Annotated in this window: 13 protein-coding genes; all 13 read left to right on the top strand. The window is 40.8% G+C overall.

Features of this window, described 5'->3' with window-relative positions; all coding sequences use genetic code 11:
* Positions 1-40 precede the first annotated feature (40 nt).
* Positions 41-1,741: a methyl-accepting chemotaxis protein gene (locus G6W43_RS01125; protein ID WP_194168945.1), complete on the top strand. Its 1,701-nt coding sequence runs from the start codon at positions 41-43 to the stop codon at positions 1,739-1,741.
* 34 nt (positions 1,742-1,775) lie between these two features.
* On the top strand, positions 1,776-2,342 hold the full coding sequence (locus G6W43_RS01120) for a CheB methylesterase domain-containing protein (protein ID WP_021092891.1): 567 nt from the start codon (positions 1,776-1,778) through the stop codon (positions 2,340-2,342).
* Positions 2,332-3,156, top strand: coding sequence for a CheR family methyltransferase (locus G6W43_RS01115; protein WP_194168944.1), 825 nt, complete (start codon positions 2,332-2,334; stop codon positions 3,154-3,156). The genes G6W43_RS01120 and G6W43_RS01115 overlap by 11 nt, the downstream gene beginning before the upstream one ends.
* Before the next feature lie 88 nt (positions 3,157-3,244).
* Positions 3,245-5,866, top strand: a complete 2,622-nt coding sequence (gene gyrA, locus G6W43_RS01110) for a DNA gyrase subunit A (RefSeq protein WP_194168943.1) — start codon at positions 3,245-3,247, stop codon at positions 5,864-5,866.
* 44 nt (positions 5,867-5,910) lie between these two features.
* Positions 5,911-6,411 (top strand): LPP20 family lipoprotein, encoded by a 501-nt coding sequence (locus tag G6W43_RS01105; protein ID WP_002939671.1) that lies wholly within the window; start codon positions 5,911-5,913, stop codon positions 6,409-6,411.
* Complete coding sequence (locus G6W43_RS01100) at positions 6,387-6,779, top strand: hypothetical protein (RefSeq protein ID WP_021085589.1); 393 nt, start codon at positions 6,387-6,389, stop codon at positions 6,777-6,779. Before G6W43_RS01105 ends, G6W43_RS01100 begins: the two co-directional genes overlap by 25 nt.
* 12 nt (positions 6,780-6,791) lie before the next feature.
* Entirely contained in the window at positions 6,792-7,946 is a 1,155-nt protein-coding gene (locus G6W43_RS01095; protein WP_021085598.1) for a sigma-54-dependent transcriptional regulator, read from the top strand.
* A gap of 70 nt (positions 7,947-8,016) precedes the next feature.
* Positions 8,017-9,042, top strand: a complete 1,026-nt coding sequence (locus G6W43_RS01090) for an aspartate-semialdehyde dehydrogenase (RefSeq protein WP_021085479.1) — start codon at positions 8,017-8,019, stop codon at positions 9,040-9,042.
* A gap of 92 nt (positions 9,043-9,134) precedes the next feature.
* On the top strand, positions 9,135-9,641 hold the full coding sequence (locus G6W43_RS01085; RefSeq protein WP_194168942.1) for a YqhA family protein: 507 nt from the start codon (positions 9,135-9,137) through the stop codon (positions 9,639-9,641).
* A 92-nt stretch (positions 9,642-9,733) separates the two neighbouring features.
* Entirely contained in the window at positions 9,734-10,756 is a 1,023-nt protein-coding gene (hemE, locus tag G6W43_RS01080) for a uroporphyrinogen decarboxylase (RefSeq protein WP_194168941.1), read from the top strand.
* Positions 10,746-11,660 carry a radical SAM protein gene (locus G6W43_RS01075; RefSeq protein ID WP_194168940.1) on the top strand — a complete coding sequence of 305 codons (915 nt, stop codon included), beginning with the start codon at positions 10,746-10,748 and terminating at the stop codon, positions 11,658-11,660. The genes hemE and G6W43_RS01075 overlap by 11 nt, the downstream gene beginning before the upstream one ends.
* A gap of 3 nt (positions 11,661-11,663) precedes the next feature.
* Positions 11,664-12,482: a pyridoxamine kinase gene (locus G6W43_RS01070; protein WP_194168939.1), complete on the top strand. Its 819-nt coding sequence runs from the start codon at positions 11,664-11,666 to the stop codon at positions 12,480-12,482.
* 148 nt (positions 12,483-12,630) lie between these two features.
* A partial coding sequence (locus G6W43_RS01065; RefSeq protein WP_194168938.1) for a HAMP domain-containing protein occupies positions 12,631-13,999 on the top strand: 1,369 nt, incomplete at its 3' end.

Below are 13,999 nucleotides of genomic sequence, written 5' to 3'. Positions count from 1 at the left end.
CTCAAAATTAAGGAAATTTAAACATTAAAAAGGAGGTATTATGAAAATTTCATCAAAAGTGACGATGATGATCGTCTCGTCCCTACTGGTGCTTGGAGCCATCTTAGTCTTTCTAAACATTTACGAGCAAAACAAAGCGATAGAATTTTCTACCAAACAGCTGACTGAAACGGTCTTAGCCGACAAAAGGGCAGCTTTAAGTGAAGAGATGGATATCGTCTCAAGCATTTTGCTAAAAATTCAAGAGGTCTATGACGACGCAAACGAGACCATTGAAGATCAAAAAGAAGATATTATCGACTATCTCTCAAGGGCTAGATTTGGTGATGGTAAGCTTGGTTACTTTAGTCTCTCAACAATAGATGGCGTGGTTATTGCAAACCCTGGTATACCTGAATTTAATGGACAAAATAGGCTTGAGGCAACCGACGCAAATGGCTATAAATATGTAAAAGAACTTATCGAGAAGGCTAAGCAAAATAGCGATGGAGACTTTGTAAATTTTGTTTCGAAGTCAAAGGATGGCTCAACCACAAGAAAGATAGCACGTGGACAAAAGCTAAATTTATTTCATGAAGATGTACTTTTGATGTCCGTTGTTGATCTTGAGGGCATGTATAAAGAGATAGATAAAATTTCAGCTACCATGCAAAATGACGCCAATGCAAACACTACAAATTTCATCGTCATAGCCGTTGTGGTTTTGATCATCTCACTAATAGTTGCTATGCTCTACTCTAAATTTTCTATCACAAAACCGCTAAATGAGCTAATCATGCGGGCTACAAACCTCTCAAGTGGCGATGGCGATCTAACAAGAAAACTAGAAGTCGTCGGCAAAGATGAGATAGCCAAAGCCAGCGAAGCCATAAATAAATTTATAGAAAAAGTAAGGGTTTTAATAGCCGAGGCAAAAGATATTTCAAATGAAAATAGCTCAATAGCAAACGAGCTTAGCTCAACCTCAGTCCAAACTGGCCGTGGGGTAGAAAACTCAAGCAAGATACTTCAGAGCGCTGGGAAGGATTGCGCTGAGATACAATCATATATGAAAGATTCAATCGAAGTTGCAAAAGGTGGCAAAGATGATCTTCAAAAGGCGCTAAGCTACGTTGATGAGACGCTAAATACCATCTCAAATTTATCTTCAGAGATCGCTCAGACATCAGATATTGAAAACCAAATGGCTGGCAAGATCGAGCAGCTTAGCCGTGACGCTGAGCAGGTTAAATCAGTCCTTGTTGTTATCAATGACATTGCCGATCAGACAAATTTACTTGCTCTTAATGCAGCCATTGAAGCGGCACGTGCAGGAGAACACGGACGTGGCTTTGCAGTCGTTGCTGATGAGGTTAGAAAGCTAGCTGAACGCACTCAAAAGAGCCTCACCGAGATAAACGCAACTATCAACGTCATCGTTCAAGCGATAAATGAAAGTAGCGAGCAAATGAGTATAAATTCTAAGCAAATAAGCGAGCTAACAGGCGTGGCAAACAACGCGCAAAACACCATAAGAGATATGAGCGATATCATGAGATCAGCCATAGGACTATCTGATAAAACTATCGAGGACTATATAAAGACTGGCAAGGATATTGACGATATAGTAAAAAGCATGGAGGGCATAAGTCAAATTTCATCTCAAAGCACAAGAAGCGTAGAAGAGATAGCTTCAGCTGCTGAGCATCTAAACAAGATGACAGATACGCTAAATGCAAAACTTGGCGAATTTAGAACTTGATTTGTGCGATAAATTTTAAATTTAAAGGCAATTAGTGGCTCAAAAACTGGTCTTAATAGGGGCTTCTACAGGAGGCCCAGGTCATATAAAAAAACTATTAAAAGATATAAATTTAAATGGTGCGATGGTCGTCATCGCTCAGCATATGAATAAGATGTTTATAAACTCATTTGTCACGCAAATGGGCAGGGAGTGCAACATAAATGTTGAAATTCTAAGCGAAAAGACAAATTTAAGAGAAAATATCGTCTATATCTGTGATCAAAATTTTGAAATTTCAGCGACTTTGCCAGTTAGCGCAAAGCCACAACCTGAGATAAAAACGATATACACGCCAAATGTTGATGTGCTTTTTAACTCAGGCACGCAGATCGCTAAAAATGTAAATTTACTAGCGATCTTGCTAACTGGCATCGGCGATGATGGTGCAGCTGGGCTTGATAAGCTCTACAAAGCAGGCGCAAAATGCATAGCTGAAAACGAAGAGAGCGCCATAGTTTATGGCATGCCAAAGCGTGCTAAGGAGCTAAATCAAAATTTAAAATCGTTAAATTTAATGATGATAAGAAAAGAGCTTGAGGAGTTTTTAAATGCTTTTTAACAAAGTAGATAAACAAAGCGAAGTTTTAGAGGCAAAAGCACCAAGCGACATGGATGGATTTAACGAATTTATGAGCACTATAAAGACGCTTTGCGGGGTCGATCTGGAGCCAAAGAGAGACATCACTCTGCAAAGAGTTAGTATATTTGCTAAAAATCGCCAGATAAAAAGCTTTAAAGATCTAGTTTCGATGATAAGATTTGACACGCTACTTAGGCAAGACCTTTTAAATTTAGTCACCGTAAATGAGACATATTTTTATAGAGAGCTAGCCCAGCTAAAAGACGTGATCTACTACGCAAAAGAGCTTGGAGAGGCTAGAATTTTATGTGCGCCTTGCTCGAGCGGCGATGAGGTCTATTCGCTTGCTATGCTTGCTTATGAATTTGGCCTTAAACAAAGTGATATCCAGCTAACTGGCATCGACATAAACTCAGAAGCCATACAAGCTTGTAGCGTCGGATGCTACGGCGAGAGGAGCTTGCACAGACTAAGTGAGTTTCAAAAAGAGAGATTTTTTACAAAAAAAGATGACAAATTTTTCATCAAAAAAGAAATTTTGCCAAGGTGTGAGTTTAAAATTTTAAATGTTTTTGACGATGCGATGTTTAATCTTGGTAAATTTGACATCGTCCTTTCAAGAAATATGATGATATATTTTGACGACGAATTTAGACTAAAATGCGTCGAGAGGCTGCATAGAATGCTTAAGCCAGAGGGGAGATTTTACGCAGGGCATGCTGATCTTGTGCCATACACCCCACTTTACACAAAGCGTTTTTCAAACGGAGCTACATATTATGAGCGTGCTTAAGGGTTAAATTTAACCCAAGCCGCTTTGCCCTTAGAAAGTTTTTATCAATTTTTAGCTAAAATCCCTCAAGCTAAATTTAAGGATAAAAATGAAAGACAATCTACTTGAATTAACTCAAGATATCGCTTCAGTTGATATCGAAGATTCTATAAAAAATAGCTATCTTGACTACTCTATGAGCGTCATTGTCGGACGTGCTTTGCCTGACGCTAGAGACGGACTAAAGCCAGTTCATAGAAGAATTTTATACGCTATGGATAACCTCGGCGTTGGCAGCAGAAGTGCCTATATGAAGTCAGCTCGTATCGTCGGTGAAGTCATCGGTAAGTACCACCCACACGGCGACATAGCAGTTTATGACGCACTTGTTCGTATGGCTCAGAAATTTTCTATGCGTTATCCAGTCGTTGATGGACAAGGAAACTTTGGCTCGATTGATGGCGACAGCGCAGCTGCGATGCGTTATACCGAAGCTAGAATGACCATGCTTACTGAAGAGCTTTTGAAAGATATCGACAAAGATACGGTTGATTTTGTACCAAACTACGACGATAGAGAGGTCGAGCCAGATGTTTTGCCTAGCCGTGTGCCAAATTTATTATTAAACGGCTCAAGCGGTATTGCGGTCGGTATGGCGACAAATATCCCACCACACAGCCTTGATGAGCTGATAGACGGTCTTTTGCTACTTCTTGAAAACAAAGAGGCGACACTTGAAGAGGTGATGGAATTTATAAAAGGTCCAGACTTCCCAACTGGCGGTATCATCTTTGGTAAAAAAGGCATCATAGAGGCCTACCGCACAGGTCGTGGCAGGGTCAAACTAAGAGCCAAAACTCACATAGAAAAAAAGCCAAACAAAGATGTCATCGTTATTGACGAGCTACCTTATCAAACAAACAAAGCAAGACTTATCGAGCAGATCGCTGAGCTTGTAAAAGATAAGCAGATAGAGGGCATCAGCGAGGTTAGAGATGAGTCTGACAAAGACGGCATCCGCGTAGTCATCGAGCTAAAACGCGACGCGATGAGTGACATCGTGCTAAATAATCTCTTTAAATCAACCACGATGGAGAGCACTTTTGGCGTTATTATGCTTGCTATCAATAACAAAGAGCCAAAGGTATTTAACCTTATCGAGCTACTTAAGCTATTTTTAAATCACAGAAAAACCGTCATCATTAGAAGGACGATATTTGAGCTCGAAAAAGCGCGCGCAAGAGCCCACATCTTAGAGGGTCTAAAGATCGCACTTGATAATATCGATGAGGTGATCGAGCTTATTAGAAATAGTGCTGATACGGCGGTTGCTAGAGAAGGCTTGATGAGTAAATTTAACCTCTCGGAACTTCAAGCAAACGCTATCCTTGATATGCGTCTAAGCAAGCTTACAGGCCTAGAGAGAGAAAAACTAGAGGCCGAGCTAGCCGAGCTTATGGCTGAGATCGCAAGACTTGATGAAATTTTAAAGAGCGAGACATTGCTTGAAAATTTGATCAAAGAAGAGCTTCTTGAGATCAAAAATAAATTTAAAGTACCAAGAGTGACTGAGATCGTTGATGACTACGATGATATCGACATCGAAGACCTCATACCAAATGAAAATATGGTCGTAACCATAACTCACCGCGGCTACATCAAGCGTGTGCCAAGTAAGCAGTACGAGAAGCAAAAACGCGGCGGTAAGGGCAAAGTAGCGGTCACGACATACGATGATGACTTTATAGAGAGCTTCTTTACTTCAAATACCCACGATACGCTTATGTTTGTGACTGACCGCGGACAGCTCTACTGGCTAAAAGTATATAAGATCCCAGAGGGAAGCCGCACGGCAAAGGGCAAGGCGGTTGTAAATTTGATCCAGTTGCAGCCTGATGAGAAGATCAAAGCGATCATCCCAACGACTGACTTTGACGAGAGCAAATCTCTAGCATTCTTTACTAAAAACGGCATCGTAAAACGCACAAATTTAAGTGAGTTTAAAAACATCCGCTCAGTTGGCGTAAGAGCGATAAGCCTCGATGAGAACGACGAGCTAGTAACTGCGCTCATCGCTCAGACATACGATGATATGCCGGTTACTGACCCTGAAAATGAGCTAAGCGTTGAGACAGAGGTGCTTGAAGTTGAAGAGCTTCAAAACGAGATCGATGAAGATAGTGCAAATGCCGAAGAGGACGCAAACTCAGGCGATGAGACAATGCTATTTGTCGTTACTAAAAAGGGTATGTGCCTTAAATTTAAGATCAGCAAGGTTCGCCAAATGGGTAGAACTGCACGCGGCGTAACTGGTATTAAATTTAAAGAGCCAGGCGATGAGGTCGTGGGTGCTGCAGTCATCGAAAGCAATGATCAAGAAATTTTAAGCATATCTCAAAAAGGTATCGGCAAGCGCACAACCGCTGATGAGTACCGCTTGACAAACCGCGGCGGCAAAGGCGTCATCTGCATGAAACTAACAAGCAGAACAGGCGATCTAGTGGGCGTTGTGATGGTTGATGAAGAGCAAGATCTAATGGCGCTAACATCAAGCGGTAAGATGATAAGAGTAGATATGCAAAGCATCCGCAAAGCAGGACGTAACACAAGCGGCGTGATCGTCGTAAATGTAGATGGCGATGATGTTGTAAGTATCGCAAGATGCCCTAAGGCAGATGATGGCGAAGATGAGGAAGAAGCACCAAGCGAAGATATGGGGCTTTTGGAATAAATTTTGCTATTAAATTTTAAATAAAAGCATAAAAAAGGTTGTTTATGAAGGTTAAAATTTTATCTTTTGCTTTAATGATCGCTATTTTTGGCGGTTGCTCATTTAATGGCTTTATGGGCGAGCCAACTAGCACATCAAATCGCAACGTAGTCATCCAAAAGGTCGATAAAGACGATCTTAGAGAGGTGATGAAAAAAGAGAAGATGATATATGATAGCGCTCCAAGAGAGACCACTTTTAGAGCCACAGGCGAGGGCATAGCTCCGTTAAATTCGCTCTCATACGCTCAGTCAGTCACTCTTGCAAAAAGAGCGGCGATGGCTGATGCTTATTCGCAGCTTGCAGGCAAGCTTTATGGCGTAAAGATCAACGCTGAAGACACCGTAAGAGACGCGATGTTAAACGACTCATCTATCACTTCAAAGGTTCAAGGCCTTGTTAAAAACGCAAGGATCGTGAATGAAAATTTCAAAGACGGGCTTTATAAGGTAAATATGGAGCTTAAGATAGACGAAGATAAGTGGCGAGAAGTCTTTTCTTACTAACGATACTTTTAAATTTCGCCTTTTGCCTGGAGGAGTTTATCTTCTGGGCAAAGGTCGATACGAAAAATCAAATAGTTGCCTTTGAAGAAATTTCATTTTCAAAGGCGATGACTCTCACACCAAGTCCACAACCAAAATTTCTTTGCCAGATAGACGCTTTTAAAGATGAAAATACCACAACTCTTGGCTTTTTAAATTTACACAAAGATGAAATTTTTGACTGCTTTGCTTTAAAAAAAGTGATGATAAAAAATGAGCTTAATGTCAAAAATTCACAGGTCACAAATGCTTCAAATTTGAAAATTTTGCCAGTTAGATTTATGGTGGAATTTAAGCCAAAATCCGCTATCATCGGCACACTTCAATAAAAAAGAGATCAAATGAATATCGTCATAGTAGAAGATGACATCAATATGCGAAAGTCGCTTGAGATCGCACTTGGCGAGTATGAAGAGCTAAACATCAAGAGCTACAAGAGCGCAGTTGAGGCTCTAAAAAAGCTAAGCGACGACACTGATCTAATCATCACCGACATAAACATGCCAAAGATGGACGGACTTGAGTTCATTAAAGAGTTAAACGGCAAATTTGACGTCATCATAATGACTGGAAACGCCACACTTAACAAGGCGATCGAGAGCGTTAGGCTTGGCGTGAAAGACTTTTTAACAAAGCCATTTGACGTCTCAACGCTATATGAGGCGATAAAAAGGGTAGAGGCGCTAAAACAAAAAACTCCAAAAAGCATAAAAAAAGTTGAAATTAAAAGTGAAAATAACGGCTTTTTAGCCAGTTCAAAGGCACTTGAAGCGACGCTAAATATCGCGCTAAAAGCTGCAAGAACTGACGCCTCAGTTATGCTTAGTGGCGAAAGCGGCGTTGGCAAGGAGGTCTTTGCTAAATTTATCCACGCAAACTCACCAAGAAAAGATGCTGCATTTATCGCTTTAAATATGGCTGCTATCCCTGAAAATTTGATAGAAAGTGAGCTTTTTGGCTTTGAAAAGGGCGCTTTTACTGACGCAGCGACTACCAAAAAAGGGCAGTTTGAGCTGGCAAATGGCGGAACGCTATTTTTAGATGAGATCGGCGAGATGCCTATAAATTTACAGCCAAAGTTGCTTCGCGCCTTGCAGGAGCGCGAGATAACAAGACTTGGCGCTACAAAGAGCGAAAAGATAGATGTTCGCATCATCTGCGCTACAAATGCAAATTTAGAGCTTGCGATGAAAGAGGGCAGGTTTAGAGAGGACCTTTTCTACCGCCTAAACACGATCCCGCTTTTCATCCCACCACTTCGCGAGCGAAAGGATGAAATTTTGCCTATCGCGCAGGATGCTTTGGACAAATGCTGCAAGGAGTATGGCTTTGAGGCTAAAAATTTCTCAAAAGCAGCCAAAGAGGAGCTTTTAGGCTACGACTACCCAGGCAACATAAGAGAGCTCATCTCGGTCGTGCAGCGTGCAGCGATACTAAGCGAGGGCGATGAAATTTTGCCAAAAGATCTATTTTTACAAGCAAGAAGTAAGAAATAATAATAAATTTAAGTTTTTGGCTAGTAAAATTACGCAAGATTATGAAATTTAAGAGGGTAAAGGAGAGCAGATGAGAAAATTTAACGTAGCGGTCGTTGGTGCTACTGGAGCGGTAGGCGAAGAGCTTTTTAGAGTTATGGAGGAGGTTGATTTCCCAGTTGGTGAGCTTTTGCCACTTGCAAGTGCAAAGAGCGTTGGCATGGAGATAGAATTTAAGGGCAAACACTACAAAGTAAAAGAGCTAACCGAGAAAGTTTTTAGCGAGCACGAGATCGATATCGCATTTTTTAGTGCAGGTGGCTCAGTTTCAGAGAAATTTGCCAAATTTGCAGCTGATAGCGGCGCAGTAGTCATCGATAATACCAGCCATTTTAGGATGGATAAAGATATCCCGCTAGTCGTGCCTGAGTGCAACCCAAGTGACATTGCTATGTGGAAAAACCGCGGCATCATCGCTAATCCAAACTGCTCAACCATCCAAATGGTTCAAATTTTAAAACCACTAAATGATGCTTTTGGCATCAACAGGGTTGATGTTTCTACCTATCAAGCAGCAAGTGGCGCTGGCAAAGAGGGCATGGAGGAGCTTGTTGTTCAGATGCAAAAGTTTTTTGAATTTAAGCTTGATGAGTGCGAGCCAAAGGTCTTTGCGCACCGCCTAGCGCTAAACGTGATCCCACACATCGACGTCTTTTTGGATAATGACTATACAAAAGAAGAGATGAAAATGGTCAATGAAACGCAAAAAATTCTTCACAAAGATATCGAAGTGAGCGCGACATGCGTGCGTGTGCCGGTGCTTAGAAGCCACTCTGAAGCGATCACTATCCACTTTGATAAGGACGTGAGCGCAGATGCGGCAAGAGAGATATTAAGCAAAGCGCCAAGCGTCGTTGTAGTCGATAATCCAGCTAAAAAAGAGTATCCGATGCCTACTATCTCAAGCGATACAAACGAGACTTACGTTGGCAGGATCAGGGTTGATAACTTTAGATCAAATGTGCTTCACCTTTGGTGCAGTGCCGATCAGATCCGCGTGGGAGCTGCGACAAATGCCGTTAGGATCGCACAAAAATGGATCGCGATGCAGGAGTAGTTTGCACTAAAATTAATTGCGATTTTGCACCTAAATTTTAAGGAAAAAACTATAAAATACCCCCTTTTTAAATTTCACAAAAAGGGTTTTTATTGCGTAAAATATTCGAGAGAATTTTGCTTGCAAGCAACAGTTTCACGCTTTTTCCAATAGTCTTTGGACTTTTAGGTGCGATCGTGCTTTTCATCATCGCAAGTTATGATGTCGGCAAGGTGCTTTTAGAGGTCTACAAATACTTCTTTGTAGAGAATTTCCACGTTGAAAATTTCCATTCAGAAGTCGTTGGCGAGATAGTTGGAGCGATCGATCTATATTTGATGGCGCTTGTTCTTTATATATTTAGCTTCGGAATTTACGAGCTTTTCATCTCAGAGATCACACAGCTAAAGCAGTCAAAGCAGAGCAAGGTGCTTGAAGTGCATTCGCTTGATGAGCTAAAAGACAAGCTTGGCAAAGTGATCGTCATGGTTTTAATCGTAAATTTCTTCCAAAGAGTGCTTCACGCAAACTTTACAACACCGCTTGAGATGGCCTATCTTGCGGCTTCTATCCTAGCACTTTGCCTTGGACTTTACTTCCTTCACAAGGGCGAACACTAAAATTTTAAGCGTTTTTACGCTTAAAATTTCTCCTACATCTTTTCTTTAGCTATTTTTGGATAATATCCACTTAAAAATTTAAAGGAAATTTGATGATTTTCATAGACACTTGCCTTAAAAAACCGACCCCTTATACGCCTGTTTGGATGATGCGCCAAGCTGGCAGGTATCTGCCAGAGTATATGGCTGTAAGAGCTAAAGCAGGGGACTTTTTATCACTTTGTAAAGACTATAAAAAGGCTAGCGAGGTCACGCTTCAGCCAGTTGATATCCTAGGCGTTGATGCGGCGATTTTGTTTAGCGATATCCTTGTCGTGCCTCTTGAAATGGGCATGGATCTGCGCTTTGAAAAGGGCGAGGGACCAGTTTTTACAAAGCCTTTGCGTGATGAGGCCGCACTTGATGCGCTTAGTATCGAAAGATCGGTTAAAAGCTTAGCATACGTCTATGACACGATCAAGCTTACAAGAGAAAATTTAGCCAAAGATAAGGCGCTCATTGGCTTTTGTGGCGCACCTTGGACGATAGCTACATATATGATAGAGGGTGGTGGCAGTAAAAACTATGCGGTCTGCAAAAAAATGCTCTATCAAAATCCAGAATTTTTACATCAAATTTTAGAAAAAGTGACGCAAGCGCTTATCCTTTACGTCAAAGAGCAGATAAAAGCTGGCGTAAATGCGGTGCAAATTTTTGACAGCTGGGCGGCTGCACTTGAAGAGCAGGCATATTTTGAGTTTGGATTTAACTACATAAACAAGATAGTTGATAGCGTCAAGGCTGAATTTCCAGAGATCCCAGTCATCGTTTTCCCAAAAGGCATCAGCGGCTATCTGGATAAAATTTCAGGTAAATTTGATGTTTTTGGCGTTGATTGGAGCACGCCGATCGAGCTAGCAAAAGAAAAACTTAGCCCAAGATACGTCCTTCAGGGCAACATGGAGCCAACAAGGCTATATAGCAAGAAGGCGATCGATGAGGGCGTGGATAAAATTTTAAGCACGATGAAAGGCGCACCGCATATCTTCAACCTTGGTCATGGGATCTTGCCAGACGTGCCAGTTGAAAACGCAAAATATTTCATAAAAGAGGTTCAAAGAAAAAGTGCAAGATAGCACTATCATATTTGGGCCGATAAATTCGCGCCGTTTTGGCATGAGCCTTGGCATCGATCTAAGCCCAAAGCAAAAATCATGCAATTTTGACTGTGTTTATTGCGAGCTAAAGGGCGCAAAGCCGGTTGAAGAGATAGAAAATCCACCAAGCGTTAATGAAATCATAAGCGCTTTAAAAGAAGCTTTAAAAGTTCATCAAAATATCGATGTCATCACGCTTACAGCAAATGGCGAGCCAACTCTTTATCCGCACTTAAAAGAGCTGATAGTAAAAGTAAATGAGATAAAGGGCAGGGCAAAAACTCTAATCCTAAGCAACGGCTCAGGCGCGAGAGATCAAAAAATTTGTGAAGCGCTATATGGGCTTGACATAGTGAAATTTAGCCTTGATAGCGCCGTGCAAAGCACATTTAAAAAGATAGACCGCAACAAAAGTGGCATAGAAGTAAATGAACTTATAAAAGCAATGGCTAAATTTCGCAAGGAATTTAAAGGCGAGCTTGTGCTTGAAATTTTGGTCGTGGCTGGATTTAACGACAAAAAAGAGGAATTTATGGCGCTTAATGAGGCCATAAATGAGATAGCTCCGCACCGAGTGGATGTGGGTACGATAGATCGCCCGCCAGCTTACAACGTAAAAGGTGTTGATGCTAGTAGGCTTGAAGAGCTTGCAAGCAAGATAAAAGGCGTGCCAGTCACCATAGCTAGGGCTCACAAGATAGAGCAAAAGTATGAATTTAATAAGAGCGAAATTTTAGCCATGCTAGAGCGCCGTCCGCAAACTACGGCAAATGTTGAAGAAAATTTCTCAGAGCACTCAAAGCAAATTTTAAATAAGCTCTTGCAAGACGGCGTGGTTTATCAAACTGATGTTGCTGGCGTTAAATTTTATAAATTAAGATAAGAGATGAAGCGAATTTTAACTATACAAGACATCTCGTGCGTGGGCAAATGCTCGCTCACAGTTGCACTTCCCATAATCAGCGCCCAAGGCATCGAGGCGTGCATCTTGCCAACGGCACTGCTCTCAACTCACACTGGCTTTAAAAATTTCACTTTTCATGATCTAACTGATGAATTTGACGCTATAACGCAGGTTTGGCACAAAGAGGGCATTAGCTTTGATGGAATTTACACTGGATTTTTAGGTAGTTTTAGGCAGCTTGAGCTTATAGAGAAGGTCTTTGCTGAGTTTGACAGCGGCTCTTTGCTAAGGCTTGTGGATCCTTGCATGGGCGATAATGGCAAACTCTATCACGGCTTTGATGAGAAATTTGTGGCAAAGATGAGGGAGCTTTGCACAAAGGCACACGTCATCACGCCAAACATAACTGAGGCAAGTTTTATGTGTGAAAAGTCATTTTTAAGCGATGGATACGGCGAGGATTACATTTTGGAGCTGCTTGAGGGCTTGGCTAGTTTTGGTGCGCGAAAGATCGTTTTAAAGGGCATTAGATACAAGCAAAATGAGTGTGGTATCATAGCTTATGATGCAAAGACGAAAGAAAAAGTGGAGTATTTTCACGAGTATTTGCCCTTTCACGCAAGTGGCACCGGAGATATCTTTGCTTCAGTGCTTTTTGGCTCGCTTATAAATGGCGAAAGCATGCAAAATGCTATCAAAAAGGCAGCAAATTTTGTACTTGAGAGCATCAAGATCACGCTAAAAGATGATAATCGCACAAGCTATGGTGTGCAGTTTGAAAAATTGCTTAGAAATTTTTAGCACTTTATGGCAGGGAGTGATTTAAATTTGTGTCATTATAACCCCACAAAGTGACATAGTTAAAACAAAATTTCATATTTATTTAAATTAATTTTACTTTTATATAAAAAGTTGAATAATTACGCAAATATTGATCAAGGAGTGATTTATGAAATCTTTAAGGATTAAAATTTCTGTTATTTTGACAGCTGTGATCGTACTGTTACTAATCGGCGTTAGCCTCATTAGTTACAACATAGCTCGCAACCTATATACAGAAAAAGTTGTGAAAGATGAGCTACCACTAGCCGTCTCTAACGTTGCAGGTGAGATCGGCTATGCCATAGATAAGATCATCAACATCTCTTATCAGATGACTAAAAACGACTATCTTCTTAAGTGGATCGACGAGGGCGAGCCAAAGGACGGATTAGCAACGCTTTTTAACTACAACACCGACCTTATGAAGGCGTTTAACCTCTCAACGGCGATGTTTGTCTCTGATAAAACTCTAAACTATTACACAAACGACAAAATTTTAAAGCAACTTAGTAAGGACAATCCACGCGATAGCTGGTACTTTGACGTTAAGAATGGCAAAGAGGTAAATTCTCTAAACATCCAAGTCTCAGAAGCTACTGGCTCGCTAACGCTTTATGTAAATAGCAAGGTTGAAAAAGACGGCAAATTTTATGGCGTCAGCGCAATAGGCATGAACCTTGATGACATCGTAAATTTAGTCACTTCAAAAACCATGGGCGAGGGCAGTAAATTCTTAATGGTTGATTCAAATGGTATCGTAAAAATAGAAAAGAGCGATAGGGTTGGCAAAGTAAATGTAAAAGATGTCCTTGGTAAAGAGAAATTTGATGTCTTGATGAATAAAAATGGCGGCGTCATCCGTCACTTTAACGGCACGAGAAATTTGATAATTGGCTCAAAATATATCCCAAGCCTTGATTGGTACCTATTTGGTGAGATGGACGAGGATGTGCTTTTAAAAGATTTGCATACGCTATTTTACTCAGCTATCGGCGTTATCTTAGCAGCGATCATCATCTCTGTGATAGTTTCACTTCTAATGTCGTCTTACCTCCTAAAAATCATCCTCAAACTAAAAACAGGCCTACTATCTTTCTTTGATCTACTAAATCACAAGACAAACAAAGCACAGCCTATAGAGATAACATCTAAAGATGAATTTGGCCAAATGGCAGAGCTAATAAACAAAAACACAAAGGCCATTGAAGATGGCATGAAAGATCAAAGTATATTCATCCAAAAAGCCAACACCTTTGTAAATGAGATAAAAGATGGCAACTATGAAGCAAGCCTAGAAGCTGATACAAACAACCCAGCTCTAAATCAACTAAAAAATACATTTAAAGATCTTCAAGTAGCTCTTAAAGAAGCAATCTCAAGTAATGGTAAAGATGTACTTGATCTACTAAACACATATAAAAACCAAGACTTTACAAAAAGACTTGATGATGATGGTAAGATAGCAAGTGGTATAAACTCTCTTGGCATTGAGATAT

Source organism: Campylobacter concisus (assembly GCF_015229965.1).
Classification (GTDB): Bacteria; Campylobacterota; Campylobacteria; order Campylobacterales; family Campylobacteraceae; genus Campylobacter_A; species Campylobacter_A concisus_BD.
Note: the sequence above shows the minus strand (reverse complement) of the source record. Positions and strands in the feature narration are given on the sequence as shown.